At 49.8% G+C, this 23,458-nt stretch carries 32 protein-coding genes; 31 read left to right on the top strand and 1 reads right to left on the bottom strand.

All coding sequences use genetic code 11. From position 1 onward, the window contains the following. Positions 1–103: 103 nt before the first annotated feature. The 29 genes from E5329_RS22910 (at position 104) to E5329_RS23045 (ending at position 21,335) form a co-directional block, all read left to right on the top strand. On the top strand, positions 104–433 hold the full coding sequence (locus tag E5329_RS22910; RefSeq protein ID WP_135991630.1) for a Mor transcription activator family protein: 330 nt from the start codon (positions 104–106) through the stop codon (positions 431–433). Positions 434–560: 127 nt separating this feature from the next. Continuing rightward, positions 561–875 (top strand): hypothetical protein, encoded by a 315-nt coding sequence (locus E5329_RS22915; RefSeq protein WP_135991631.1) that lies wholly within the window; start codon positions 561–563, stop codon positions 873–875. 6 nt (positions 876–881) lie between these two features. Further along, positions 882–1,241 carry a hypothetical protein gene (locus E5329_RS22920; RefSeq protein ID WP_135991632.1) on the top strand — a complete coding sequence of 120 codons (360 nt, stop codon included), beginning with the start codon at positions 882–884 and terminating at the stop codon, positions 1,239–1,241. Between the two features lie 10 nt (positions 1,242–1,251). Beyond that, positions 1,252–1,566 carry a hypothetical protein gene (locus E5329_RS22925; protein ID WP_135991633.1) on the top strand — a complete coding sequence of 105 codons (315 nt, stop codon included), beginning with the start codon at positions 1,252–1,254 and terminating at the stop codon, positions 1,564–1,566. Continuing rightward, on the top strand, positions 1,566–2,129 hold the full coding sequence (locus E5329_RS22930; RefSeq protein ID WP_135991634.1) for a phage protein Gp27 family protein: 564 nt from the start codon (positions 1,566–1,568) through the stop codon (positions 2,127–2,129). Before E5329_RS22925 ends, E5329_RS22930 begins: the two co-directional genes overlap by 1 nt. Beyond that, complete coding sequence (gene terL, locus E5329_RS22935; RefSeq protein ID WP_135991635.1) at positions 2,122–3,888, top strand: phage terminase large subunit; 1,767 nt, start codon at positions 2,122–2,124, stop codon at positions 3,886–3,888. The genes E5329_RS22930 and terL overlap by 8 nt, the downstream gene beginning before the upstream one ends. Positions 3,889–3,903: 15 nt before the next feature. Further along, positions 3,904–4,047: a hypothetical protein gene (locus E5329_RS32660; protein WP_330572310.1), complete on the top strand. Its 144-nt coding sequence runs from the start codon at positions 3,904–3,906 to the stop codon at positions 4,045–4,047. Between the two features lie 59 nt (positions 4,048–4,106). Then, complete coding sequence (locus E5329_RS22940) at positions 4,107–5,486, top strand: DUF935 domain-containing protein (protein ID WP_456320037.1); 1,380 nt, start codon at positions 4,107–4,109, stop codon at positions 5,484–5,486. Continuing rightward, a complete protein-coding gene (locus E5329_RS22945) occupies positions 5,486–6,226 on the top strand; it encodes a phage head morphogenesis protein (RefSeq protein WP_135991636.1) in 741 nt (246 codons plus the stop codon). The genes E5329_RS22940 and E5329_RS22945 overlap by 1 nt, the downstream gene beginning before the upstream one ends. Positions 6,227–6,342: 116 nt before the next feature. Next, the gene (locus E5329_RS22950; protein ID WP_135991637.1) at positions 6,343–7,410 is read left to right on the top strand and encodes a phage protease; all 1,068 of its coding nucleotides are present in this window, start codon (positions 6,343–6,345) and stop codon (positions 7,408–7,410) included. A gap of 3 nt (positions 7,411–7,413) precedes the next feature. Next, positions 7,414–7,815, top strand: a complete 402-nt coding sequence (locus tag E5329_RS22955) for a hypothetical protein (protein ID WP_135991638.1) — start codon at positions 7,414–7,416, stop codon at positions 7,813–7,815. A 17-nt stretch (positions 7,816–7,832) separates the two neighbouring features. Then, positions 7,833–8,735, top strand: coding sequence for a Mu-like prophage major head subunit gpT family protein (locus E5329_RS22960; RefSeq protein ID WP_135991639.1), 903 nt, complete (start codon positions 7,833–7,835; stop codon positions 8,733–8,735). Positions 8,736–8,745: 10 nt separating this feature from the next. Then, entirely contained in the window at positions 8,746–9,204 is a 459-nt protein-coding gene (locus E5329_RS22965) for a gp436 family protein (RefSeq protein ID WP_330572311.1), read from the top strand. A gap of 4 nt (positions 9,205–9,208) precedes the next feature. After that, a complete protein-coding gene (locus tag E5329_RS22970) occupies positions 9,209–9,697 on the top strand; it encodes a phage virion morphogenesis protein (RefSeq protein WP_135991640.1) in 489 nt (162 codons plus the stop codon). A gap of 3 nt (positions 9,698–9,700) precedes the next feature. After that, positions 9,701–10,186 (top strand): SON protein, encoded by a 486-nt coding sequence (locus E5329_RS22975; RefSeq protein WP_135991641.1) that lies wholly within the window; start codon positions 9,701–9,703, stop codon positions 10,184–10,186. A gap of 2 nt (positions 10,187–10,188) precedes the next feature. After that, positions 10,189–10,401 carry a hypothetical protein gene (locus E5329_RS22980; protein WP_135991642.1) on the top strand — a complete coding sequence of 71 codons (213 nt, stop codon included), beginning with the start codon at positions 10,189–10,191 and terminating at the stop codon, positions 10,399–10,401. Further along, positions 10,401–11,819, top strand: a complete 1,419-nt coding sequence (locus E5329_RS22985; RefSeq protein WP_135991643.1) for a DUF2586 domain-containing protein — start codon at positions 10,401–10,403, stop codon at positions 11,817–11,819. Before E5329_RS22980 ends, E5329_RS22985 begins: the two co-directional genes overlap by 1 nt. Positions 11,820–11,836: 17 nt before the next feature. Beyond that, on the top strand, positions 11,837–12,283 hold the full coding sequence (locus E5329_RS22990) for a hypothetical protein (RefSeq protein ID WP_135991644.1): 447 nt from the start codon (positions 11,837–11,839) through the stop codon (positions 12,281–12,283). A 38-nt stretch (positions 12,284–12,321) separates the two neighbouring features. Next, entirely contained in the window at positions 12,322–12,717 is a 396-nt protein-coding gene (locus tag E5329_RS22995) for a DUF6848 family protein (protein WP_275443638.1), read from the top strand. 32 nt (positions 12,718–12,749) lie between these two features. Further along, positions 12,750–12,938: a hypothetical protein gene (locus E5329_RS23000; RefSeq protein WP_135991645.1), complete on the top strand. Its 189-nt coding sequence runs from the start codon at positions 12,750–12,752 to the stop codon at positions 12,936–12,938. 104 nt (positions 12,939–13,042) lie between these two features. Continuing rightward, positions 13,043–16,090, top strand: coding sequence for a phage tail tape measure protein (locus tag E5329_RS23005; RefSeq protein ID WP_135991646.1), 3,048 nt, complete (start codon positions 13,043–13,045; stop codon positions 16,088–16,090). Positions 16,091–16,104: 14 nt separating this feature from the next. Further along, positions 16,105–16,665 carry a hypothetical protein gene (locus tag E5329_RS23010; protein ID WP_135991647.1) on the top strand — a complete coding sequence of 187 codons (561 nt, stop codon included), beginning with the start codon at positions 16,105–16,107 and terminating at the stop codon, positions 16,663–16,665. Between the two features lie 6 nt (positions 16,666–16,671). Further along, the gene (locus tag E5329_RS23015) at positions 16,672–17,442 is read left to right on the top strand and encodes a hypothetical protein (protein ID WP_135991648.1); all 771 of its coding nucleotides are present in this window, start codon (positions 16,672–16,674) and stop codon (positions 17,440–17,442) included. After that, positions 17,432–17,731 carry a hypothetical protein gene (locus E5329_RS23020; RefSeq protein ID WP_275443639.1) on the top strand — a complete coding sequence of 100 codons (300 nt, stop codon included), beginning with the start codon at positions 17,432–17,434 and terminating at the stop codon, positions 17,729–17,731. The genes E5329_RS23015 and E5329_RS23020 overlap by 11 nt, the downstream gene beginning before the upstream one ends. After that, on the top strand, positions 17,731–18,156 hold the full coding sequence (locus E5329_RS23025; protein ID WP_135991649.1) for a DUF2634 domain-containing protein: 426 nt from the start codon (positions 17,731–17,733) through the stop codon (positions 18,154–18,156). The genes E5329_RS23020 and E5329_RS23025 overlap by 1 nt, the downstream gene beginning before the upstream one ends. After that, positions 18,153–19,304, top strand: a complete 1,152-nt coding sequence (locus E5329_RS23030; RefSeq protein ID WP_135991650.1) for a baseplate J/gp47 family protein — start codon at positions 18,153–18,155, stop codon at positions 19,302–19,304. The genes E5329_RS23025 and E5329_RS23030 overlap by 4 nt, the downstream gene beginning before the upstream one ends. Positions 19,305–19,311: 7 nt before the next feature. Next, positions 19,312–20,058 (top strand): hypothetical protein, encoded by a 747-nt coding sequence (locus E5329_RS23035; RefSeq protein ID WP_275443640.1) that lies wholly within the window; start codon positions 19,312–19,314, stop codon positions 20,056–20,058. A gap of 1 nt (position 20,059) precedes the next feature. Beyond that, a complete protein-coding gene (locus tag E5329_RS23040; protein WP_135991651.1) occupies positions 20,060–20,437 on the top strand; it encodes a hypothetical protein in 378 nt (125 codons plus the stop codon). A 16-nt stretch (positions 20,438–20,453) separates the two neighbouring features. After that, complete coding sequence (locus E5329_RS23045; protein WP_135991652.1) at positions 20,454–21,335, top strand: hypothetical protein; 882 nt, start codon at positions 20,454–20,456, stop codon at positions 21,333–21,335. On the opposite strand, the gene E5329_RS23050 is transcribed toward E5329_RS23045, so the two are convergent. Beyond that, positions 21,332–21,937 carry a hypothetical protein gene (locus E5329_RS23050; RefSeq protein WP_168356737.1) on the bottom strand — a complete coding sequence of 202 codons (606 nt, stop codon included), beginning with the start codon at positions 21,935–21,937 and terminating at the stop codon, positions 21,332–21,334. The genes E5329_RS23045 and E5329_RS23050 overlap by 4 nt on opposite strands. Here E5329_RS23050 and E5329_RS31850 point away from each other — a divergent pair. Both E5329_RS31850 and E5329_RS23055 read left to right on the top strand, forming a co-directional pair. Then, positions 21,928–22,011, top strand: coding sequence for a putative holin-like toxin (locus E5329_RS31850; RefSeq protein ID WP_330572313.1), 84 nt, complete (start codon positions 21,928–21,930; stop codon positions 22,009–22,011). The two genes, E5329_RS23050 and E5329_RS31850, sit on opposite strands and share 10 nt — an antisense overlap. 156 nt (positions 22,012–22,167) lie before the next feature. Further along, the coding region (locus E5329_RS23055) for an ATP-dependent nuclease (RefSeq protein WP_135991654.1) at positions 22,168–23,458 on the top strand (1,291 nt) is incomplete at its 3' end.

Genomic DNA, 23,458 nt, shown 5'->3' on the forward strand with positions numbered 1-23,458 from the left:
ATTGTGGAGGAAAAGGACGGATGGGGCAGGCTGAAGTCCGGAGCCGGATGGATAAGCCTCTCCTATACCAAGAAAGCCTCATAGTAGTGGGAAGGAGGCGGAGATGACAGCGGATGAACTCACAAGAGCCCTCATTGAAGAGACCACGTTGGAGGACATATCAGAAAGCTACCGCCCTGTGGTGGAAATCATAGGGATTGAGAAGTTCATTGAGCTTAGTGAGTACGCCAAGGGTGATGAGCTCTACTTCCCGAAGACAGAGAACATCATAGCCCCGGCAAGGAACAGGCGTATCAAGAAGGAGTGGAACGGGTACAACTCGAAGCAGCTTGCAGAGAAGTACAATCTGACCACCAAGCAGATAGGGAATATACTGAAGGACGAGCCAATGATAGGGCAGATGAGCCTTTTTGACATGGAAAGCGGAGAATGATTTTCCGGAAATGTTTCCCCTAAAGAGTCTTTCGCAATGAGTATAGGATAAGAGCATGTACTTAGTACATGCTCATATTGTTTTGTGCGTTATTCTCAAAAAAATTGACAGAAAAGGAGTGGTTTGCATGACGAATTTCACAGCGGATGTATCACAGATTATCGTCTTCATTGGTGTCATGGCATTTATCGTGTCGGTCATCACGGAGGCACTCAAAAAGTGGACATGGTTTGACCGGAAGGTGCCCACAGCACTGACCGTCATCCTCCTGTCCCTCATCCTCTGCCCGGTCTGCCTGTTGGGGCTTGCGGCATATTACGGGGTGGCTATTGAGTGGTTCATGGTATTTGCATCATTCATAGCAGCCTTCATTGTGGCGTTGGTGTCCATGGATGGATGGGAGAGGGTCACGGAGCTTGCAGAAAAGCTCATCAGGAAGTAGGAGCCTATGGACTATGTTATATCTTTCTCTGACGTGATGGCAGGGGTCATCACCCTTGGCTTGGGAGTGATAACCTTCTTCATCAAGGGGTGGATAGGCAGCCTCAAGAGCAGCACAGAAGAGATAAAAAAGCAGATTAAAGAGAATGATGACAAAGTGAATAAGAGGATTGACAGGTTGGAAGAGGAGACGGATGAGGACATAGCAAACATCAAGCAGGAACTCAATAACATCAAGGGTGACTTTGCTACCACGTTTGTGCTCCGGGAGGACTTCTTCCGTTCCATGAACGGGGTGGAGGACAGGATGAGGAGCATTGACAGCAAGATTGACAAGCTCCTGATGCAGAGCAGCAGAAAAGAGTGAGGTGAACAAAGTGAATGACTTAGAAAAAGCAGAAATCAAGCAGAATAAGGCAATCAGGGGGTACATCATCCGGTGCTTGGTGAAGGGATACAACAACACAGCCCTCACAAGGCAGTTATCCAATGCCATGATAGCAGCCGGGCTCATCATATCCCCGGACATCAGCAAGTATCTTGATTACCTTCAGGGAGCCGGATATATCGAATTTACCGAGGAAAAGGTCACAGCCTACAATGCCTATGCCAATGATGCGGTCATCAAGCTCACCAAGGAAGGCGTAGACCTTGCGGAAGGTACGATTGAGGACAATGGGGTTGATGTCTGATGGGCGATAAGAGAACCAAGCAGAGGATAACCTCAAAGATTGACGAGCTCCCTGAAGGCTTGCGGATGAAAGTGGATGTGATGCTTGCTGACACATCCAATACCTATGAATACATTAGCCAATTCCTGAAAGGGGAGGGCTATGACATATCAAAGTCCAGTGTGGGGAGGTATGCCACACGGACAAACAACGCCATGCAGAGGCTCCTTGAGGCACAGGCACAGACGGACAGGCTGATACAGGTGGTGAAGGAGAACCCGGAGGCGGACTACACGGAAGCCGCCATACTCCTGACCATGAACGGGCTCCTGAACAAGGTGGCAACCGCAGAGGAGGAGTTCAATGAGATGCCGCTTGACAAGGCAGGAAGGCTCATTGCCTCCCTGTCCCGGACAAAGGTATACAAGGACAGGGTAAGGCAGGACATGAGGCGGAAGGCTGACATTGCCTTCCGGGAGATGGAGTCCGAGATGCTCAAGGTCATCAAGCAGGATGGGAAGTCAGCGGAGCAGCTCAAGGAGATACTGGCAAGGGCAAAGGAGCGGATGATGGAAGATGATTGATATTGACAACTGGATGAGGGAGCTTGAGGAGGACGGGGACACAGAGGCAAGGAGCAATGAGGAGTATCAGACCAAGCTCTTTGAGGAATATGTGCTCCGGGGCTCTGACCATCAGGAGGAAAGGAAAAAACTGAATGAGAGGTACCTGTCCGGGGAGAAGCTCATGGGCGAGCATGGGCTTAGAAAGGAGCTTGCCGCCTTTGACATGTCCTACTTTGGGAGGGCGTATCTTCCCCACTACTTCATCCGGAAGTCCCCGTACTTCCATGAGGAGCTTGACGGGATATGGAGCCGGGGCGTGATGAAAGGGAGGAACCCCCTGAAGGAAGCCAAAGTCATCTCAAGGCTGAAGGGCTCCCGGCAGGTCGTGGCGGCTCCCCGTGGTCATGCGAAGTCAACCAATTTCACCTTCAAGGACAGCCTCCATGCCATCCTGTACGCATACAAGCACTATATCCTCATCCTGTCTGACTCATCCGAGCAGGCGGAGGGCTTCCTTGATGACATCAAGACGGAGCTTGAGGACAATGGCAACATCATCATGGACTTTGGCTCCCTGAAAGGGGAGAAGGCATGGAGGACAGGGGTGATACTGACCAAGACGGACATCAAGGCGGAGGCAATCGGCTCCGGGAAGAAGGTCAGGGGAAGGAGGCACCGGAACTGGAGACCTGACCTCATTGTACTGGATGATATTGAGAATGATGAGAACGTCAACACGCCGGAGCAGAGGCGGAAGCTGAAGAACTGGTTTGACAAGGCGGTATCAAAGGCAGGGGACACCTATACAGACATCATGTATATAGGCACCATACTCCACTATGACTCCCTGCTCAACAACGTGCTTCAGAACCCAAGATATAAGACCAAGAAATACAGGGCGGTCATATCGGAAGCAGTCAATACAAAGCTGTGGGATGAATGGGAGGGCATCTACACCAATCTTTTCAATGAGAACCATGAGGAGGATGCAAGGGCTTTCTATGAAGCCCATGAGGAGGAGATGCTCCTTGGGGCGGAAGTCCTTTGGGAGGAGAAGCTGTCCTATTATGACCTGATGGAGATTAAGGTGTCCGAAGGGGCGGCATCCTTCAACTCTGAGCTTCAGAATGACCCGATTGACCCGGAGAGTGCAACCTTCAACCCGGAATGGTTCGATTATTACGAGCCGGAGCTCATTGATTTCTCAAGCCCGGAGTTCGTCTTTGTGGCGGCAAATGACCCGTCACTTGGAAAAAACAAGAAATCGGACACAAGCTCCATCATCAACCTTGCCCTGTCCACCAAGACAGGGTACATGTATGTGGTGGATGCCTCCGTGGAGAGGCGGAAGCCGGATGTCATCATTGATGACGTGTTTGAGATGAACCGGAGGCTGAAGAGGGACTACAAGAAAGGCTTCTACAAGTTCGGCGTGGAGGTGGTGCAGTTCCAATACTTCTTCAAGGAGGTCATGGCTGCCAAGTCCGCAGAGGAAGGGGAGTACATCCCGATAGAGGAGATACAGTCCACGGTCAACAAGGTGCTCCGCATTGAGTCCTTGCAGCCCGTCATCAAGAACAAGTACCTGAAATTCAACCGGGAGCACAAGACGCTCCTGAAACAGCTTCAGGAGTTCCCAATGGGCAAGAATGATGATGCCCCGGACGGTCTTCAGATGGCGGTGCAACTTGCACAGAGCATCAAGGCGGTGGCATCAAAAGCAAATTATAGGACAGTCCTCCGGAGACGGTTCCGGAGAAGCAAGGGTGCCTACTAGGAGGTGAGACACAGCATGGCAAAGAATAAGAAACGGAAGCAGAAGGGAGGGCTGCCCTTCAACCCGGACACAGACACGGGCATCAGGAGACCCGTGACCGCAAGGGTGGCGGTGGGGATGTCAATGACAAGTTCTCTGACTACCCATCCAACGGTCTGACACCACGCAGGCTTGCCCGTATCTTCCGGGAAGCGGATGAGGGGAATGTCCGGGCACAGATGGAGCTCTTTGAGGAGATAGAGGAGAAGGACACCCACCTCTTCTCACAGATGCAGACACGCAAGCTTGCTGTGACGGGGCTTGATTGGGAGGTGCAGCCATTCTCTGAAGACGAGGCGGACAAGGAGATAGCGGACTTCATAGATGAGCAGCTCAAGGGGATTGAGAACTTTGACGAGGTGCTGATAGACATGCTGGATGCCATAGGGAAGGGCATCAGCATCATGGAGCTTGCATGGACGGTAGAGGACGGGAGGAACGTCATTGAGGACATTGAGTATGTCCACCCCAAAAAGCTTGTGTGGGACAGCACCACGGATGAGCTGAAGATCTGCACAAAGGAATACCCTTCCGGCGTGGAGTTCCCTGAAAACAAGTTCGTAGTGCATAAGTACAAGGCAAAGTCAGGTCATGCGAGCAGGGCAGGCATTATGAGGGTGGTCTCTTGGATGTACCTGTTCAAGAATTATGACATCAAGGATTGGGTGAGCTTCTGTGAAGTGTTCGGGATGCCGCTCCGCCTTGGCAAGTATGATGCCTCTGCATCCGAGGATGACAAGAATCAGCTCATGGAAGCCATCATCAGCCTTGGGACGGATGCAGCCGGGATTGTGCCGAGCTCCACCATGATAGAGTTCATTGAGTCACAGAAGACCACAAGCGTAGAGATATATGAGAAGCTTGCCCGGTATTGCGATGAGCAGATAAGCAAGGCAATCCTTGGGCAGACCCTCACATCCGACAGCGGAGGGGGTTCCTATGCACAGTCCAAGACCCATGATGAGGTCAGGCATGACCTGACGGTGGCGGATGCGAAAGCCTTGGCGGTGACTATCCGCCGGGACATCATCAGACCGCTTGTGGAGTTCAACTATGGGACGGATGCAAACATCCCCTTCTTTGGCTTTGACTGCCATGAGGTGGAAGACCAGAAGGAAGTCGTTGAGATATACCGGACACTTGCCTGTGACATGGGGCTTGAGATACCCAAGAGCCATATATACAAAAAATTCAACATACCCAAGCCGGAAGATGGCGAGGAGGTGTTGAGACCGCCGCAGGCGGCGGTGGCGGAACAGCCGCCAATGGAAACAGCCGAGGAGCTGAAGCTGAAGCAGGAGGAAGGGCAGAAGGAGCAGAGACAGGTGGATGCAATCGTGTCCGTAGCCAACAAGCAGGCAGAGGGCATCTTCCGAGAAATGGTAAAGCCCATCTTCCGGCTGATTGACAGGGCGGAGGACATGGATGAGCTGCAAAAGGTTCTGAAGGATGAGAAGGGGCTCCGGGAACTGTATCAGGAAATGGAGAGCCCGGAGCTTGAAGACCTGATACAGCAGGGCATCTACCTGTCCCACCTGATAGGGAGGTCAATGGACTGATGGATGTATTGTATGGACTGGCAAAGGATTTTGTCTTCAGGGAGGCGGTGGCTTTCCTGAAGGGGAAGAGGGCACTGACAAGTGAAGAGTACAGGCTGCTGGATGGCGAGAGCCGGGCAAAGGCTTTCACCGTGTCAGGCTATACAAGCCTTGGAGTCCTTCAGGAGTTCCTTGACTGCCTGACGAAGGCAGCCGAGGAGGGAACCACCAAGGAGCAGTTCCGGGAGGACATGAACCGCTTCCTTGAGGAGCATGGGTATGAGGGCATCAACCCGTGGAAGAGTGACAACATCTTCCGGACGAACATGCAGACAGCCCTCAATGCAGGACACTATAAAAGCATGACGGACGAGACAACCATGAAGATGAGACCGTATTGGAGGTACCGGACAGCCGGGGACGGTCATGTGAGGGAGTCACATGCAGTCATGGAAGGCAGGGTGTACCGGGCAGATGACCCCATATGGGATATATGGTACCCACCAAACGGGTTCCGGTGCCGCTGCATGGTGGTGAGCCTGACCAAGAAACAGGTGGAAAGGATGGGATTGCATGTTGAGACAGATGCACCGTTTGACATTGACTACTCTACGGGGGAGATACTCCCGAAGTTCCCGGACAAGGGCTTCTCCAACAACCCGGCAAAGAGCGTATGGAAGCCCGACATGACAGGCATCTCCCCGGAACTTAGGAAACTGTTCCGGGAGAGGAAGCAGCCTGAAGGCGGAGAAGCGGACTAGGAGGCTTTCTAAGGGGCAGATTGTGTCATGGTGGGGGAAATTACGCCTAAAAGTTTAAAGGGGCGTTATAACGCGATATAACGCTATCAGAACGCAAAGGAAAGAGGTGGCAAGGCATGGCAAAGCTGATAGCATGTGCCGGACAGGGCGTGGAGCTCTCCGGCGTGCCTACAGAAATCAAAATACTCCCCCTTGGGAGGGTTCATTCCCAAAAGGGGGACTTCACTGTGGATGATGAGAGCTTTGAGCTCATCCGGAAACAGTTCAAGGACAGGAAGCTTGACCTTGTGATTGACTATGAGCACCAAACACTGTCAGATGTGCAGGCTCCTGCAGGCGGATGGATAAAAGACCTCTACAAAGGGGAGGATGCCATCATTGCCAAGGTGGAGTGGACAGCAAGAGCCGCCGAGTATCTGAAGAATAAGGAGTACAGATACCTCTCCCCGGTGGTTTTGGTTCGGAAGAGAGACCAAAAGGCGGCGGCAATACACTCTGTCGCACTGACAAACACGCCTGCTATTGATGGGATGTTCGCACTGGTGAACTCCCTTGACATAGAGGACATATCAGAAGGAGGAAATATCATGGACTTAAAAGAACTTGCAAAGGCATTAGGGCTTCCGGAGACCGCAACGGAAGAGGAAATCAGGAAGGCGGTGGAGGATGCTGCAAAAGCGGCGGAGAAGCTCAAGGAGATGGACGGAAAGAAGCCGGGAGAGGGAGAAGGGAAGCTGGGGGACGGGGAACCGAAGCCGGAAGGGGCTGACATGGTGGCGAACAGCACCATCCTCTCCATGCTTGGTCTGAAGGCGGATGCCAAGACCGAGGATGTGGCGGCTTCCATCATGGCACTCCGGGCAGGAACGCCGGACACGCAGGCGGAGCTCCTTGCACTCAAGCAGAGGATGCAGGAAAGGGATGCGGATGAGGCGGTAGGGATGGCACTGAAGGCAGGGAAAATCACAGCGGCACAGTCCGAGTGGGCAAAGTCCTATGCACTGAAGGACATGGAGGGCTTCAAGGGCTTTGTGGACAAGGCTCCGGTGGTGGTTCCGCAGGGCAGGCTTGACCTGAAGGATGCCCCGGCAGCATCCGGCTCTGATGAGGTGGATGTAGCCATCCTGAAGAACATGGGAGTATCCATGGAAGATGTAAAGAAATACAGTAAAAAGGAGGACTAAGAGATGGACAGGACAGGAAACGAGAGAACCGGGAACCGGATGCTCAACATCCCGGTGAAGGGCGGAGCAGAGCTGGCAGAGGCAACCATGGCAGCCATCAATGGGGATGGGTATGCAGCCCCGGCATCCGCTTCCGCCGGGCTCCGGGTCGCAGGATGCGTACAGCGGTATTGTGACAACCGCAACGGGGCAGACGGGGAGCAGGTGGTCAGCGTGAAGCGTGGGACATTCGTGTGGGGCAATGACGGAACCATCAAGGAGACCGACATCCTGAAGCCCTGCTATGTCAAGGATGAGCGGACAGTGACCATCACAGCGGAAGGCTCAAGCATGGCAGGCATCATCTTGGAGGTGGCGGATGACGGAGTGACCGTGGACATGACACAGGCAGGAGCCGGAGAGTAAGAAGGAGGAAATGACACATGATTGTTAATCAGGCGAATTTACACGGGCTGTCCGTGGGGTATTCCACAGCTTTCAACAAGAGCTTTGACACCACGCAGTCCAATTATCAGAAGGTTGCAACCGTGGTACCGAGCACCACGGGGGAGCAGGACTACAAGTGGCTTGGACAGATGCCGGGCATGAGGGAGTGGACTGGCGAGAGGGAGATACAGGCTCTTGCAGCGTATGACTACCTCATCAAGAACAAAAAGTTTGAGATGACCATAGGCGTTCCGAGGGATGACATTGAGGATGACAAGTACGGGGTATACACTCCGCTCTTCTCCAACATGGGGGAAGCTGCTGCCCTGCATCCGGATGAGCTTGTCTTTGGTGCAATGATGAGCGGCTTCACGGAGAAGTGCTATGACGGGCTCTCATTCTTCCATACAGCCCATAAAGTAGGCAATGATACCTACAGTAACCGGAGCAACAAGAAGCTGACAAGGGAGTCCTACATGGAGGCAAGGAGCTCCATTATGAGCATCAAGGGGGACAAGGGCAAGAGCCTGAAGCTTGTGCCTGACCTCTTGGTAGTGCCCCCGGCATTGGAGGAGAAAGCCCGGCTCATCTTGGAGGCTGACCAGATTGAAGGCACCACCAACGTGCTGAAGGGGACAGCAAAGCTCCATGTGGAGCCTGCCCTTGCAGAGCACCCGGAGTATTGGTTCCTTCTGTGTACCAACCGCTTCCTCAAGCCCTTCATCTATCAGCTCCGGAAGAAAATCAAGTTTGTGTCCCTGACAAAGGACACGGATGAGAACGTCTTCCTGTTGGATGAGTTCCTGTACGGGGCAGACGGGAGAAGCAATGTAGGATATGGCTTTTGGCAGATGGCATTTGGCTCCACCGGGGAGGCAGAGCCGCAGGCACAGGGATAGAGGGTAGGTGATGGGAATGTACTGTACCGTGGAAGAGGTTCTTGAAATGATAAAGGGTGACATGATGAATGTCATCATTGGAGATGAGTACATAGAGGATGAGCAGGAACGGACGGAGAAGATTGCAACGCTCTGTGAAGCTGCCATATCAGATGCTTGTGCCGAGATTGACGGGTACCTTGCCAAGCGGTACAGCGTTCCCTTCAGAAAGACACCCAAGGTCATCAGCAAGTTTGCAAAGGACATATCCGTATATAACCTTGTGTCAAGGACAGGCATAGACGAGAGTGAACGGGAGAAGACCTTCCTGAACCGATACAATGCAGCCATCAAGTTCCTGCTTGATGTCGCAAAGGGCATCATAGACATAGGCATTGATGAGAAATCAGGAAGCAGCGAAGCAGCCAATGGCTTCAAAATGAAGTCTTCAGGTCGGGTATTCTCAAGGGACAGTATGAGAGGATGGTGATGGGATGTCATCAATCAGGGCAGAGCTGTCCGGTGACACTGATGAACTGCTCCAACGCCTGAACCGATTGGGAAACCTTGAGACCCGTGGGGTTCTGAACTCCATAGCGGAAGGGCTTAGGACTTCCACCGTGGAACGCTTCACGGAGGAGAAGTCCCCGGAAGGGAAACCGTGGAAGACCTCCATCCGGGCGAGGGAGGAAGGCGGCAAGACGCTCACCAAGACCACGCAGCTCAAGACGAGCATCCGGTCAGAAGTGAGTGAGAGTGGATTTGCAGTAGGCACCAATGACATCAGGGCAGCCACACACCAATTTGGTGATGAGCGGACAATAAGAGCAAAGAACAAAAAATACCTCACATTCAAGATTGGCGGACAGTGGAAGAAGGCAGCCTCTGTCAAAGTAAGCATACCACCGAGACCGTTCTTGGGTGTCAGCGAGCAGGACGAGCAGGACATCAAGGATGCCTTGGAGGAGATTTTTGAGGAGTAGGACATGGTAAAGGAGAGGAACTACATAGTAGAAACGCTGAAGAGCTCCGGCATCAAGAGTCAGGTCTACACCAATATGAAAAAGCTGAAGCAGGGGAACGAAGTCCACGTTGGTGCAGTATTGCGAAACGGTGAGACATTCACACGCTCCGGCTCAAAAAGAAAATTCGTAGACCAAGAGGGGCGGCGGAAGCGTAGGGTCAAGCTGTGGGACAGGAACACATCACTCCATGTAGTGATAGCTGACACATCCGAGGAGAAGGTGGAGGAAATCCTTGAAGAGTTTCTCCGGAACCTGAAGAAGGGGATAGATGTGGACGGGAACTGGGTCAATATCGTGGTCGGTGAGGCGGACTGGGTAGAAGAGGGTGACAGCATCCTGAAGGCTAAAGTGGCGGTACAGTTCGACATCACTTTTGAAGGCGGTATTTATGAGGATAGAGACATCAAGCCAATGGACATATTGGCTCTGTCGGATAAGGAGGAATAATCATGGCAGAAACAAGACAGGCTGCATCCCTGAAAAGCATTGAGGAGCTCAAGCAGAAGCTTGGCGTACCGGATGCAGTATTTGAAGGAACGAAGGCAGCCAACGGATGGAAGAGCGGAAGACAGGTGGATGAGCAGGAGTTCAAGGAAGCCTGTGAAGCCTTCCGGAAAGCCCCGGTCAACGGGAGCATGGAAGACAAGGAGGCGAAAGGATAATGTACGGAGATGTAAATGTAAAAGTCGAAGATGGCAACCTTGGGCGTAGCAGCTCAACGGGTACCGGGACACATATCAAGATAGGCATTTCCAATGTGGAAAGCAAGGCACCCATCCTGATTAGCGGCACAATGAACGCCAAGAAAATCAAGGAGAAGGTGGGGAAGACTCCGCTTGCTGATGCCTGCATTGATGCGGTGGAGTGGGGTGCATCCTCCACCTACTGCATCCCGGTGAAGGCAGGGACAGCCGGAACGGTGGGAGAAATCAAGGAGGAAAAGAAGGGATACGGCAGCTTTGAGGTAAAAGGGAGCCCCAACAACGCCTATGACATTGTGGTCGAGGTCATGGATGCCGGGGAGTGCAATGAGGGAAGCTTCAGGTATTCCTTGGACGGTGGCAACACCTTCACGGAAGAGATGACCATACCTGTCACAGGGGAGGCGGAACTGGAAGCCACCGGGCTCAATGTGAAGTTTACGGATGCGGAAGGCGGTGACAGCTTCAAGGAGGGAGACCGCTTCACGTTCTCCACAACCTCCCCGGCTATGAGCAATGAGGCGGTCATCAATGCGGTGGAGAGCCTCATCAACAGCCCCATTGTGTTTGAGTTCGTCCATATCGTGGGGGTATCCGCCAAGGCTCTGTGGGCTTCCCTGTGTACGCTTGCCAATGACTTCCTGACGAAGTACAAGAGACCCCTGTATTTTGTCTGTGAGGCAAGGGGGAAGAGGGCGGATGAGAGCCTTGAGGAGTATGTGAACGCCATGCTTGAGGAGCGGAAGGGCATTAACAACATGTATATACAGGTCGTGTGCAGCAACTCCCGGTATCAGCGGATGGATGGAAGGGTGCAGGACATCAACAATGCAGGCATTGTGACAGGTCTCTATGGCAGAGCCAAGGAGTCACAGAGCATTGGGGAGGTGAAGAGCTTCCCTATCTCTGAAGCCAAGGTGCAGAAGCTCCTCCCTGAAGGGATTGAGGACTATATTGAGACCTTGGATGCGGCAAAGTTCGTGACCATCCGGCAGTACATTGGCAAGGAGGACTTCTATGTGACCTCTGCAAACATGATGTCACCGGAGGGAAGCGACTATGCCTATGCTGAAGATGTCCGGGTATCAAACAGGCTTGTGAGGGCGGTCAGGGCGGAGGCTCTCAATGAGCTTCAGGTGGAGGTTGACCCCGGAGACCTTGAGACGAGCATCACCAACATTCAGGAGCAGCTCAACACCCCTGTGGAGGATGCCATCCGGGACAAGATTATCAGCTCCGGCTCCGTGGCAATCGACACGGAGAACCTCAACATCCTTGTGGATGAGAGCCTTGACATCCGGATAACTTATGTACCTATGGGGCATGTGAGGGAGATGAACCTGACCTTTGCAGTAGAGAACCCCTATGCAGCATCTTAGGAAGGAGGTAGAGATACATGGCAAATAAGCAGCTAATCAATGGAAAAGTGTATGACTGGTCAAGCGTGACAATCACAGCTTCCGGCATGGAGAACATGGAGCCCATGGAAATCTCCTATGATGACGAGCAGGAGAGCGAGCCTATCTATGGCAAGGGCGGGAAAATCAGGGGATACGGTACCGGAAACCAGAAGAACTCCGTCAAGCTGTCCCTGCTCCGTGAAGACTTCAATGAGATGTGCAGGGTCATCCAGTCCAAGGGATACAAGAACTTCTACAAATACGTCATCCCGAAGATTGTAGTGAACTATGCAGACGAAGGGGCGGCAACCTGTACGGATGTCCTGACCAAGATTGTGCTGTCAAAGCGTAGCTTCAAGGCGGCACAGGGAGACAAGTCCATGAAGGTAGACCTTGACGGTATCGCAATGGGCGGCATCAAAATCAACGGTCTTGAAGCGTAACTGATAACAGAATAAATGACAAAAATGGAGGTATGAACATGAACGAAGCAAGAGAACAGGAGCTCATCAGAGCAGCAAAAGAGAATGAAGCGGCAAAGGCGGCAGATGTGGAGAGCCTGAAGGAAAAGTATTCCGGGACGGATGAGAAAATCTACACGGTGACAACAACGGTACAGGTGGATGATGACACGGAGGAGGAGTTCTCCTACCTGTTCAGGAAACCGAAGCCGGCATCCTATGACCGATATGTGAAGACCATCTCCAACTCCGTGACAAAAGCATCCAAGAGCTTTGTCTTTGACAACATCATTGAGGATCAGAAGGATGAGCTCAAGAAGACCGTGGAGGAATACCCGGCAATCACTATCAGCCTTGCGGACAAGCTGCTCCGTATGCTTGGGCTTGCGGACACTACATCCGTAAAAAAGCTGTAGAGGATGCCAAGGAGCGGTTCAAGAGCAGCTTTGTGAGCTATGGGAAGATGGTCATATACACCTACCTTCCCAAGGAACTGCTTCCGGAAAGCTTTGAAGACCTGACCTTTGATGAGTTCTTTTCCCTGTATGGTCAAGCGGACTGTGCAAGGGACATGAGGATTGAGGACATTGAGGCAGGGGTAGCAAAAGGGATAGCGGACAATTTTGGAGACGAATAAAACAAGCCCCACAGCCGGAAACTGTGGGACCCACGCACACCTCTATGAACTTCTGAAGATAAGTATACCACAAATTGGGAAAAAAGCAACAAGGAGGTGGCTGCATGGGTATGGAGTCTGTATACAAATTGTCTGTCATCCTGAACATGGTAGATAACCTGTCCGGTCAGATGGGCGGAGTCGGCAACAATGTGTCAGGCGTTATAGGCAGGCTCAATTCAGCCTTTGGAACCATGCAGAAGGCAGGGGCGGCAATGGCAGGGGTAGGGGCAGGCATCACCGGGCTCTGCATGAAGACGGTCACAGCTACCTTTGACACACAGAACGCACTAGGGGAGCTCTCATCCCTTGGAGTGAAAGACCTCAAAGCGGTAGAGGATGCGGCAAAGAGCTTCTCTGACACATGGGCAGGCACAAGCAAAGCGGACTTTATAACGGCATCCTATGACATAAAATCAGGTATAGCATCCCTGACGGATGAAGGCGTGGCAGAGTTCACGAAACTTGCAGCCCTGACGGGAAAAGCCACAAAATCGACAACGGAAGAGATGGGCTCACTGTTTGCTACAGGGTACGGTATCTATAAAGGTTTTTATGATGATATGTCAGACCTAGAGTTCGGTGAGATGTTCTCCGCCGGGATAGCTACAGCAGTAAAGAATTATAAGACATCCGGCTCCGAGATGGCAAGTGCCATATCAGCACTTGGAGCCACAGCCACAAATGCCAATGTCCCACTTGAGGAGCAGCTTGCCATCATGGGACAGCTTCAGACCACAATGTCCGGCTCTGAAGCGGCAACAAAGTACAAGTCATTCCTCAATCAGGCATCGAGTGCCGGGGAGAAGCTTGGGCTGACCTTCCTTGACACCAACAACCAGCTCCTGTCCATGCCGGAGATACTGACGGAGCTGAAGGGCAAATATGGGGATACCATAGATGCGGTAGAGAAGAGGGAGCTGAAGGAAGCCTTTGGAACGGATGAGGCAGTTGCCCTCATAGACCTGTTATACAACAATGTGGAGACACTGGACTCCGGGATACAGGACTTGCAGGGGAGCATGAAGAGCGGCATCTCCGTGACGGAGGAGATGGCGGAAGCCATCAACAACACGCCGGAGCAGAAGTTCCAAGTGCTGAAACAGCAGATACATAACAACGTAGAGGAACTTGGCAACGGGCTCCTTCCGGCAGTCAACAACACCATGGACAAGGTGAGCGGACTGATAAAGAAGGGCTCCGAGTGGATAAGCAACAATCAGGAGACAGTGCAGAGCATAATGAACATAGCCCTGAAGCTTGGCGTATTCCTTGCGATAGCAGGAAGCGTGATGGGCGTGGTCGGGAGCATGGGGAAGCTCTTCCTGTCAGCAAAGAACGCCATAGGGCTTGTGAAGACCGCTGTATTGGGAATGAACACAGCCTTCCTTGCATCCCCCATCACATGGGTGATAGTCGGGATAGTGGCACTTGTAGCCGCCTTTGTTGTCCTATGGAACAAGTCAGAAGCCTTTCGGAATTTTTGGAAGGGGCTGTTTGAACAGGTAAAGTCAGCAGTCATGCAGGCGTGGTCATCTATACAGCCTGCCTTGCAAAACCTAGGCGGCAAGCTCAAGGAACTATGGCAGGCGGTACAGCCAATCATACAGATACTTGAAAAAGTGGGGGCAGTTGTCCTGGTAGTGCTAGGTTCCACGTTTGCCGGAGCCATACAGGGAGCCTTGTCCGCACTGACACCGCTGATAGATGCCTTTTCAAGTTTCGTATCTTTTGTCACCAACGTGGTGAACGCTGTAGTTGCCCTGTTCAAGGGCGATTTTTCGGGGGCTATGGACTTTGCCTCCGCCGCTGTCGGTGACTTTAAAAATTTCATAGAAAATGGGTTCAACGCTATCCTCTCTTTTATAGGCGGATTTGCTTCAGGCTTCCTTGATGCAATAGGCGGAGCCTTTTCCGCCATAGGCATTGATGCAAGCGAGACCATAACGAAGATGAAGGACACCGTGAAAAACGGGCTTGAGGCAGTCAAGGGCTTCTTTGGGAATATCTTGGGAGCGGCATCCGACACCGTGAAGGAAAAGCTTGGGAACATGAAGGCAGCCTATGAGGAACATGGCGGAGGCATCAAAGGCGTAGCGGCGGCAGCAATAGAGGGGGTGAAGGGATATTACACAGCAGGCTTCACATTCATTGACAACCTGACGGGCGGAAAGCTCACGGACATCAAGAACAAGTTCAGTGAGAAGATGTCTGGGGTGGCAAATGCGGTGTCAACCGGGATGTCGGCGGCAAAGAACTATGCAAGCACACAGCTCTCCAACATGCAGGCGGCATATCAGGCGAGCGGCGGAGGCATCAAGGGGATAGTATCCGCAACCATGACGGGGGTACAGGGCACCTTCAGTGCAGCCTATTCCGCCATCAACACATTAACAGGCGGAAGGCTTGAGAGCATACGCTCCACCATAGCATCCAAGATACAGGCGGCGAAAGACACGGTATCATCCGTCTTAGACGGTATCAAGTCGGCATTTTCCCCAAAGCTTGAGGCTGCAAGGTCGGTAGTATCCGGTGCGATTGAGAGAATAAAAGGAGTCTTCAATTTCTCATGGAAGCTCCCGGACTTAAAGCTGCCACACATCAGCGTGAGCGGCGGAGAGGCACCTTTTGGCATTGCAGGAAAGGGCTCACTGCCTAAGTTCTCCATCCAGTGGTACAGGGATGGCGGCATCCTGACCGGGGCAACCATCTTTGGAGCCATGGGCGGAAGCCTTTTGGGAGGGGGAGAAGCCGGAGCTGAAGCGGTGCTGCCATTGTCAGAACTGTGGAAGCAGATGAGCGAGGTTGTCAGGGGCGTGGTCAAAGGCGAGAATGAAGAAAACGGTGACAGCGTACAGCAGACCGGGGCGAACATCACAAGTGCCCTGACATCAAAGGCTGCATCAGTACGCAAGGAAAAGGAAAGCAGCACAACAACCAAGGAGACACACACAACCGAGAGATGGGGCAGGGAAGGCGGCACAACCATCCATCAGATAAGCTTCACGGTAGACATCAGCAAGATTAAGGACTTGCCGCTGCTGTACAAGCTGATAGACGAGCTGAAGGATGCACAGAACCGGACGGACAGCCCCTCCCCGGCAGCCACATAAGGAGGTGAGGCGGTATGCTGTATGTACAGGACAAAGTGGTGAAGCTTGGCGGCGTATACCTGAAAGGTCAGGTCACAAGCGTGGAAGTGCAGGAGGCAGGGAGCGTGTATGTGGCACAGGATGAAAAGGGCAGGTTCAAAAAGTCACAGCCTGTAGGCTATGAAAATGCCAAGGTGATGATAGACATACTGCTTGAGGATACCAAGAAAGCCACGACATTAGAGCAGCTCACGGAGATGCAGATGCTCTTCAAGGTGTATGGTCAGAACAAGCCCAAACTGCTCACTATCGTCAATGAGGACTGTACAGCCCGTGGCATATCGAGCGTTTATTTTAAAAACCTAACCTCCAAGAAGGTCATATCAGAGAGCAAACGGATAGCCTCCTTGGAGCTGTGGGCTCCTGCCATAGCTGGGATTAAGATAAAGAAGAAAAGGAGCAAGAAGAAAACTAAGAAAAAGAACAGCGAGAAGGCAAAGAGTAAAAAATTAAAAAGCAAAAGCCCGGCAAAGGACAGCCGGAGCACGCTGAAAGAAAAGAGGATAGCAAAGAAGATTGTAAGTAGGAGGAGGTAACTGGCTTTGGAGACCAGGAAGCTAATATCCCCGGAATTTAGGGTAACGGTAGGGGAATATGAGGTGACGGATGGGATAGAGGTTGAGTGCTTCTCAAGCAAGGAGTCACACATGGACTGGTGCCGGGTGGAGCTGTCCCCACAGCTTCAGGGAGCCCTGAAGTTCAAGGACATGGATGAGGCAAGCGTGGAGCTTGGCTATGAGGATGACTTTGACAGCCTGATTGAGGGGTATGTCAGATGCGGCGACACGGATTACTGGAAAGAGATAATGATAAAAGATGAGATGATGAAGCTTGATAGAGTGACCATCAAGGCATCCTTTGTGGACTGTGAGCCACAGGATGTCATCCGGTATGTGCTGACCTGTGCAGGGATTGAGGACTATATGCTATCTGATGAGAACTATGGGAAGAAATCCCTTTTTGTCATAGACAGGAAGAGCGGCATCAACACTATAGCAGAGGTCAACAGCTCATGGGGCATCAAAAACTCGTTCTTCTTCCAGAAGAAGGTGTTCTATTGGGGAACCAAGGAAGAACAGGAGGAGATGTATGTCATTGAAGAGGGGGAGACTATCCTGTCCTTGAATAAGTATGGAAACTTTTGGGAGGCGGAGACAATAGCCATTCCTTGGATACACCACAGCCAAGAGGTTGAGGTGCAGCACAGCAAATACAGCGGCATTGTGACAGTGGAGAAGACCATAGTGAGGAGCGACGATACTGGGGCGGTACACATGTACATCTATTTTGCAGGAGGTGAGAATGATGTCTGACATGATGAAGGTGTTTGTGGGGCAGGAGCTTGGCCATCAGATAAAAGAGAATTATCCGCACATGCAGTATCCTCCATGCTTGTATGCAAAAGTGGTAGGAGTGAAAAAGAAAGGGGAGGAACTGTATGAAGCAACGATCAAAATACTTGGCAAAAACAGGCAGCCGGATAGCCGCTTCCCGGAAGTCCCGAATGTGGCAACGGACATACCTGTCCGGAAGAATGAGGTTGTGGCAATCGTGCTTATGTATGGGGAGTGCAAGCCTTATATCATAGGGAGGTGCTTCTGATGCAGTTAACAGGTGCAAATGACATTGACATCATGCTTGATGAGGATGGTCAGCCTGTGTCAGATGGGAGAGGGGACACATCCCTTGTGTCGGATGATGAATGTTGGTTGCAAGACATCAGGAATGAGGCGGTGACGGAAGAGGGCGAGCTCTTCTATGAGGACGAGGAGGGGGATGCAAGCTATGGGTGGAGCCTGCTTGACTTCATGCAGGGGGAATATGATGACTTCACACAGATGGAAATACAGCAGCGTATCCGTTCCAAACTGTCCAAGAGGGACTATATTGATGCCGGGAGCATACAGACAGAGGTGGACTTTGATGGTCACTTATACCATGTCAGGGTAGCCTTCCGGAAGAATGACAGCAGCAAGGAGTACAGCATTGACATTGAGAGCAATGGCGTGGAGGTGATTGTGGAATGATAGATGAACGCATCATGGAGAAGATTATCCCCATCCCGGATGAAGACGAGGAGATGGAAAAGGTGCAGGAAGAGCTTGAAGATGAAGGCTTCCCTATAACAAACTTTAAAAAGGGCGGCATCTTTTACCATCTTTGCCGCATGTTAGTGACCATATACATAGAACTGAAGGAGCTTGCCCGTGTCATAGTCAATAGCTGCTTCATCAGACATGCTGAAGAGGACTGGCTCATGATTAAGGCGGCAGACTATTCCAAGCAGCAGAAGGAGGCGAAAGCGGCAAAGGGCTATGTGACTATATACCGGAGTGAGTATAACAATGCCCTTCAAGTGATGAAAGGACACTGCTTTAAAACGGAACCGGATGCCGGAGGCAAGGAACTGAAGTTCTACTGCTGTGAAAACACGGTCATTGATGCCGGGGAGCCTGTAGGCAGGGTTCTTGTGGAGGCAGAGGAACCAGGAACCTTTTACAACATAGCACCGGGAAGGATAACCATATCCATGATATATCTTGACGGTATGGATTATGTGACAAATGAGAAGGGCTGGCTCTTTGAAGAAGGAGCAGAGGAGGAAGACCTTGAAGACCTTCGGGACAGGTGCATGAGCTCATGGGCGGAACTGGCAACAAGAACCATTGAGGAGAAGCTCCGGAACGCTGCAAAGTCTGTCCCTGGCGTACTGGATGCGCGGATAGATGCACAGCACCCAAGGGGGCAGGGCACGGTGGATGTGATTGTTACGGGAGCAGCCGGTGAAGCATCTCCGGAGCTCGTGCGGAAGGTCGGGGATGCCATTGAGCCACTTAAGGGCAACTATGAGGATTACCTTGTGAAATCCAGTGAGGTAATGCGGCAGGCATTTGAGCTTGTAGTGTACCTTGCAGAGGATGCGGCAACGGATGGCGTGGATGAACAGGCGGGGAAACTCATCAAGGAGATGATGGCACTGACACGGAAAGAGATGAACACTCTATACAGGGACAGCATCATCCAAGTGCTTAGTACCAAGATTGACAATTACAGGAAGACGGACATTTTGCAGCCATCAGGGGATATGCTGCTTGGACAGAATAAAGTCATCATGGCAGGGGACATCAATGTGACTGTCAGGAACGTGGCACAGAGCGCAAGTGGGAAGGGGTGATGCCGCTATGATAGAGAATTTTATTGAATACATGTGGTATCTGCTCACTACACCGTTGAAGAAGCTTAAGAAAGCTCTGAATAAGTGGTACATCCTCTGCAAAGTGTTTGGCAGAAGGTTTGATGAAGTAAAAGAGGATATTCTCCGGGCAAGGGATGAGGGCATGGTTGCCACATGCAGTCATGAGATGCTTTCGGTACATGGGGCGGACAGGAGGCTGACCAGGTATGAAGGTGAGTCTGCAGAGAACTACCGCTCAAGAATAGCCATGTATGATGAGCTTTGCAAGCTTGGGGGCACCAATGAGGGAGTTCTTCTTGCGGTGAAAACATTAGGATTTGAAGATGTGGAGATAAAAACTGCAAGAGAGTTAAAGGGTGACACAGAAAGATGGGCAGAATTTTATGCCCTGATTAGAATGGATATGGGATGGGCTTACAATATTTCGTTTAATATTCTCAAAAAGAATGTAAGGGCTTGGAAGGAGGTGGGGGCAAAAGATAACTATCAATTTATTCTTCAATCGAAGGAACAGACAGGAAAGGCAAACGATATCTGTAGGATAGCAGAGATTTGGTCAATGCAAAACGAGAACCGTCCAGAAAATAAATTCGTTTTCCAGATGGAGGCAAGGAATATTGCAGATACGGAACTTACTGTGGAGATCAAGAATAACCTCTGGCATTTGGACGGCGCATTTCGGCTGGATGGAGGAAAGCTGCTGAATGCATATGAATTAAAGGAGAAAGCGTAAAATGAAAAGCATAATAACTTCAATAGCAAGAAAGAAAATGGCGCAGACAAGAAAGGGGGAAATTTCCCTGCCTACAGTCGCAGGAATCGCCATAGGAGACGGAGCGGAAAATGAAGATGGGATCTTAATAGAATTGACGTTGGAAGAACTATCTTTAAAGAATGAGTTGCTCCGGCGGGAATATTGCAGGTGTGAAAAGGTGACCGATACATGTTACCGTTACCGAATGGAACTGGGGGAGGATGAATTGGCAGGAAAAAAGATAAATGAGGCGGCTCTGTATGATGCGGATGGCGATTTACTGGCAATCCGGGTTTTTGCGGGGAAAATGAAAGATGCGGATATGGAAATGGCATTTGAATATGATGACAAATTTTGAAGAAGGAGGCATCAGTATGGCAAATTTTGAGATTCCAGAAAATCCAAAGTATACAGAAGAAATCCGGAAGTTTGACATTACGGATTCGGCCCATGCGGAATTATTCAATGGGGTAATCCAGGCATTAATTAACAATGAAACGTTTTTAAAAAAAATACAGGAGAAGCACGCAGATGACACTGAAGAACAGTTTCAGCAGCAGTACGAGCAGCTTACAGGATACACTGACACAAAGATAGGGCAGCTGATAAACGGAGCCCCGGTAACACTGGATACCATAAAAGAGGTTGCAGACGCCATTCTTGAGAATGAGACGATTATAGAAGCTCTGAATGAGGCAATCGGAAAAAAACTCAATAAGGATGGGGACATCTCTGACGCTACAGTGGCATTTACTAGCGAAGATACCGATGAAAGCCCAACATTGTGGAAAGACATAGGAAGAATTGTTAGTGGGAAGTTAAAAGAGATACTAAATCGGGTATCTATTATGTCTAATAATTTGAAATATCTGCGTAAATTGTATGGGACAACAGATGTATCCAAGATTGCAGACGGTACATTGACAGGGATAGTTAATTCACTAAACACCGATAAAGTGGCTAGGGAATGGAAGCAGTCTACAATTTCCTTTATGGATTGCACAAATCCGCCCACAGATATGGGAATCGAAGGGTTTCTTGATAAGAAGGTCATTCCGGAAGCATTTAAGGAAGTACCAATAGGTTATGCATTTAAAAATATTGTGTCAAGTAATCAGGGGCCGGCATATTGTGCTTTGGTGCTCTCCCACGCTTCTGGCATGTGTGGCGGCATTGTATTCGGGTATGATACGTATAAATTTACACAATTTTTATATAACAGAAACAGCGGATACCATGGCATAAGATTTCTTTAAATAGGATTATTAGCCGGAAGATCCAGTTCAGCAAGAAGTTTCATATTATCAATATTTTCCTGGGTTAATTCCGGTGGGATGGCTTTCCAGTTGCCAGATCCATATGCGCAAAGTGCATCCTCGATGGAACACAGAAAAGCATTTGTTCTGGAATCTCTATCCTGATAAAGCTCTATATATTCAGTGTTAGTTGCTTCATCCCAAATTGCTCTTATTTTTATAAACATATGAACATTTGAAACAGCTATCAAACTTTTAAATGAATGTATGTTATATACGCTTACAAATTGTATTTTCTGGTATTCTGGGCCTGGTGCAAAATAGCCACGTTTAATACTTATCACACATGAGTTATATCCATAGCCCCCTGCTTTGGCTATCCGGTACCATCCTTGTTTAGCAATAACGCCTCTGGCACATGATACATAACCCTTCACGCCTTGAATATCGGTGTTTAGTGAAGAAAGCAGATGAAAGAGGAATGAAGCTGTGTTTGCAATATATTCTTGCATATGGTATATTTTATGCAGGAGTAATCGTGTTACAAGGTGGAAAGCCTCCCTAACTTCACAGAAGAAGGGAGGTGGTGCGGATGGATACATATCAGATTTTGAGCCTGTTATTTTTGGGCGGGAACTTTCTAATCGCACTGCTTGTGTGTAGACGTCACAGATGATACAAGGATATTGAATTGCACCATGATTCTACACGGTTTACACGTTTATAACCTACTCTCGCTCAACGATTCTTCGTATAGCAATTTCCTTAGAATAATGGTATAATATATCATGGAACAGAGATTCCATTAGAATTTGATGCCTGGAGGTGCTATATGCCAGCAATTATTACCAAAATTAAATTGATTAATTATAAAAGATTCAAGAATTATGTCATTGAACCAAAGCCACATATTAATATATTAATAGGCGATAATGAATCCGGGAAAAGCAGCATTCTTCAAGCAATAGATATCGTTGCAAGCGGAAACGTTCATAGAGTTGAAACCATAGGCTTGGATCGTATGATTAATATTGAGGCGGTTCAGGAATTCAATGCCAGTCAAAGAACCTATGATAACTTGCCTAAAATGATCATAGAATTATATCTTAATGGCGAATTCGCCCATGATGTCAATGGCAAGAACAACTCTGATAGGGTCATTTGTGATGGAATCAAGCTTGTATGTGAACCGAATCCCGATTTCCAAAATGAGATAACAGAATCCTTAAAAGATCAGGATAATTATTTTCCATATGACTATTACAAGATTCGTTTCTCGACATTTGCGGATGAAGGATATACCGGCTATAAAAAGAAGTTACGAAGCATTTTGATTGACAGCACTAATATGAATTCGGATTACGCAACGAATGATTTTATAAAGCGTACTTATTTTCAATACACGGAGGATAATGTCAAAGAACGTGCAGTCCATAAAGGTAAATATAGACAGATGCGCGATAACTTTCGGTCATCAAGCCTTCAGGAATTAAATAGCCGGATACCGTCCGGAAAAAGTTATGCATTTGGATTAAAAGCGAGTTCTGCTATGAGCCTCGAAGACAATTTGATGATTTATGAAGACGAAATTGGAATTGATAGTAAAGGAACCGGAAAGCAGGTTTTTATTAAGACTGACTTTGCGCTTGAGCGTTCTGGCACAAATATGGATGCTATCTTAATTGAAGAACCAGAAAATCACTTAAGTCACGTGAATTTACGAAAATTGGTTCAGCGTGTTGCTGATGCTCGGAATGGCCAGTTATTTATTACAACGCATAATAGCTTGATTAGCACTCGCCTGGAATTACAGAATCTTATTATTATGGGTAAAGAAGCTGTTGGTAGTCCAGTATCGCTTCAAAATTTGGATCAGTCAACGGCAAAATATTTTATGAAAGCACCTGTGGCCAATATCGTAGAGTTCGCCACATCGCGTAGGGTAATTTTGGTGGAAGGTCCGTCTGAATATATGTTGTTTGAGAAATTCTATATAACGGAAACTGACCATAAACCGGAACAAGATGGTGTGCACATTATTGACGTGCGTGGGCTAAGTTTCAAAAGGTATTTAGAGATAGCCCGTCTAATCCATAGCAAGGTCGCAGTTGTTACGGATAATG

It is taken from the genome of Petralouisia muris, from assembly GCF_004793545.1.
Classification (GTDB): domain Bacteria; phylum Bacillota; class Clostridia; order Lachnospirales; family Lachnospiraceae; genus Petralouisia; species Petralouisia muris.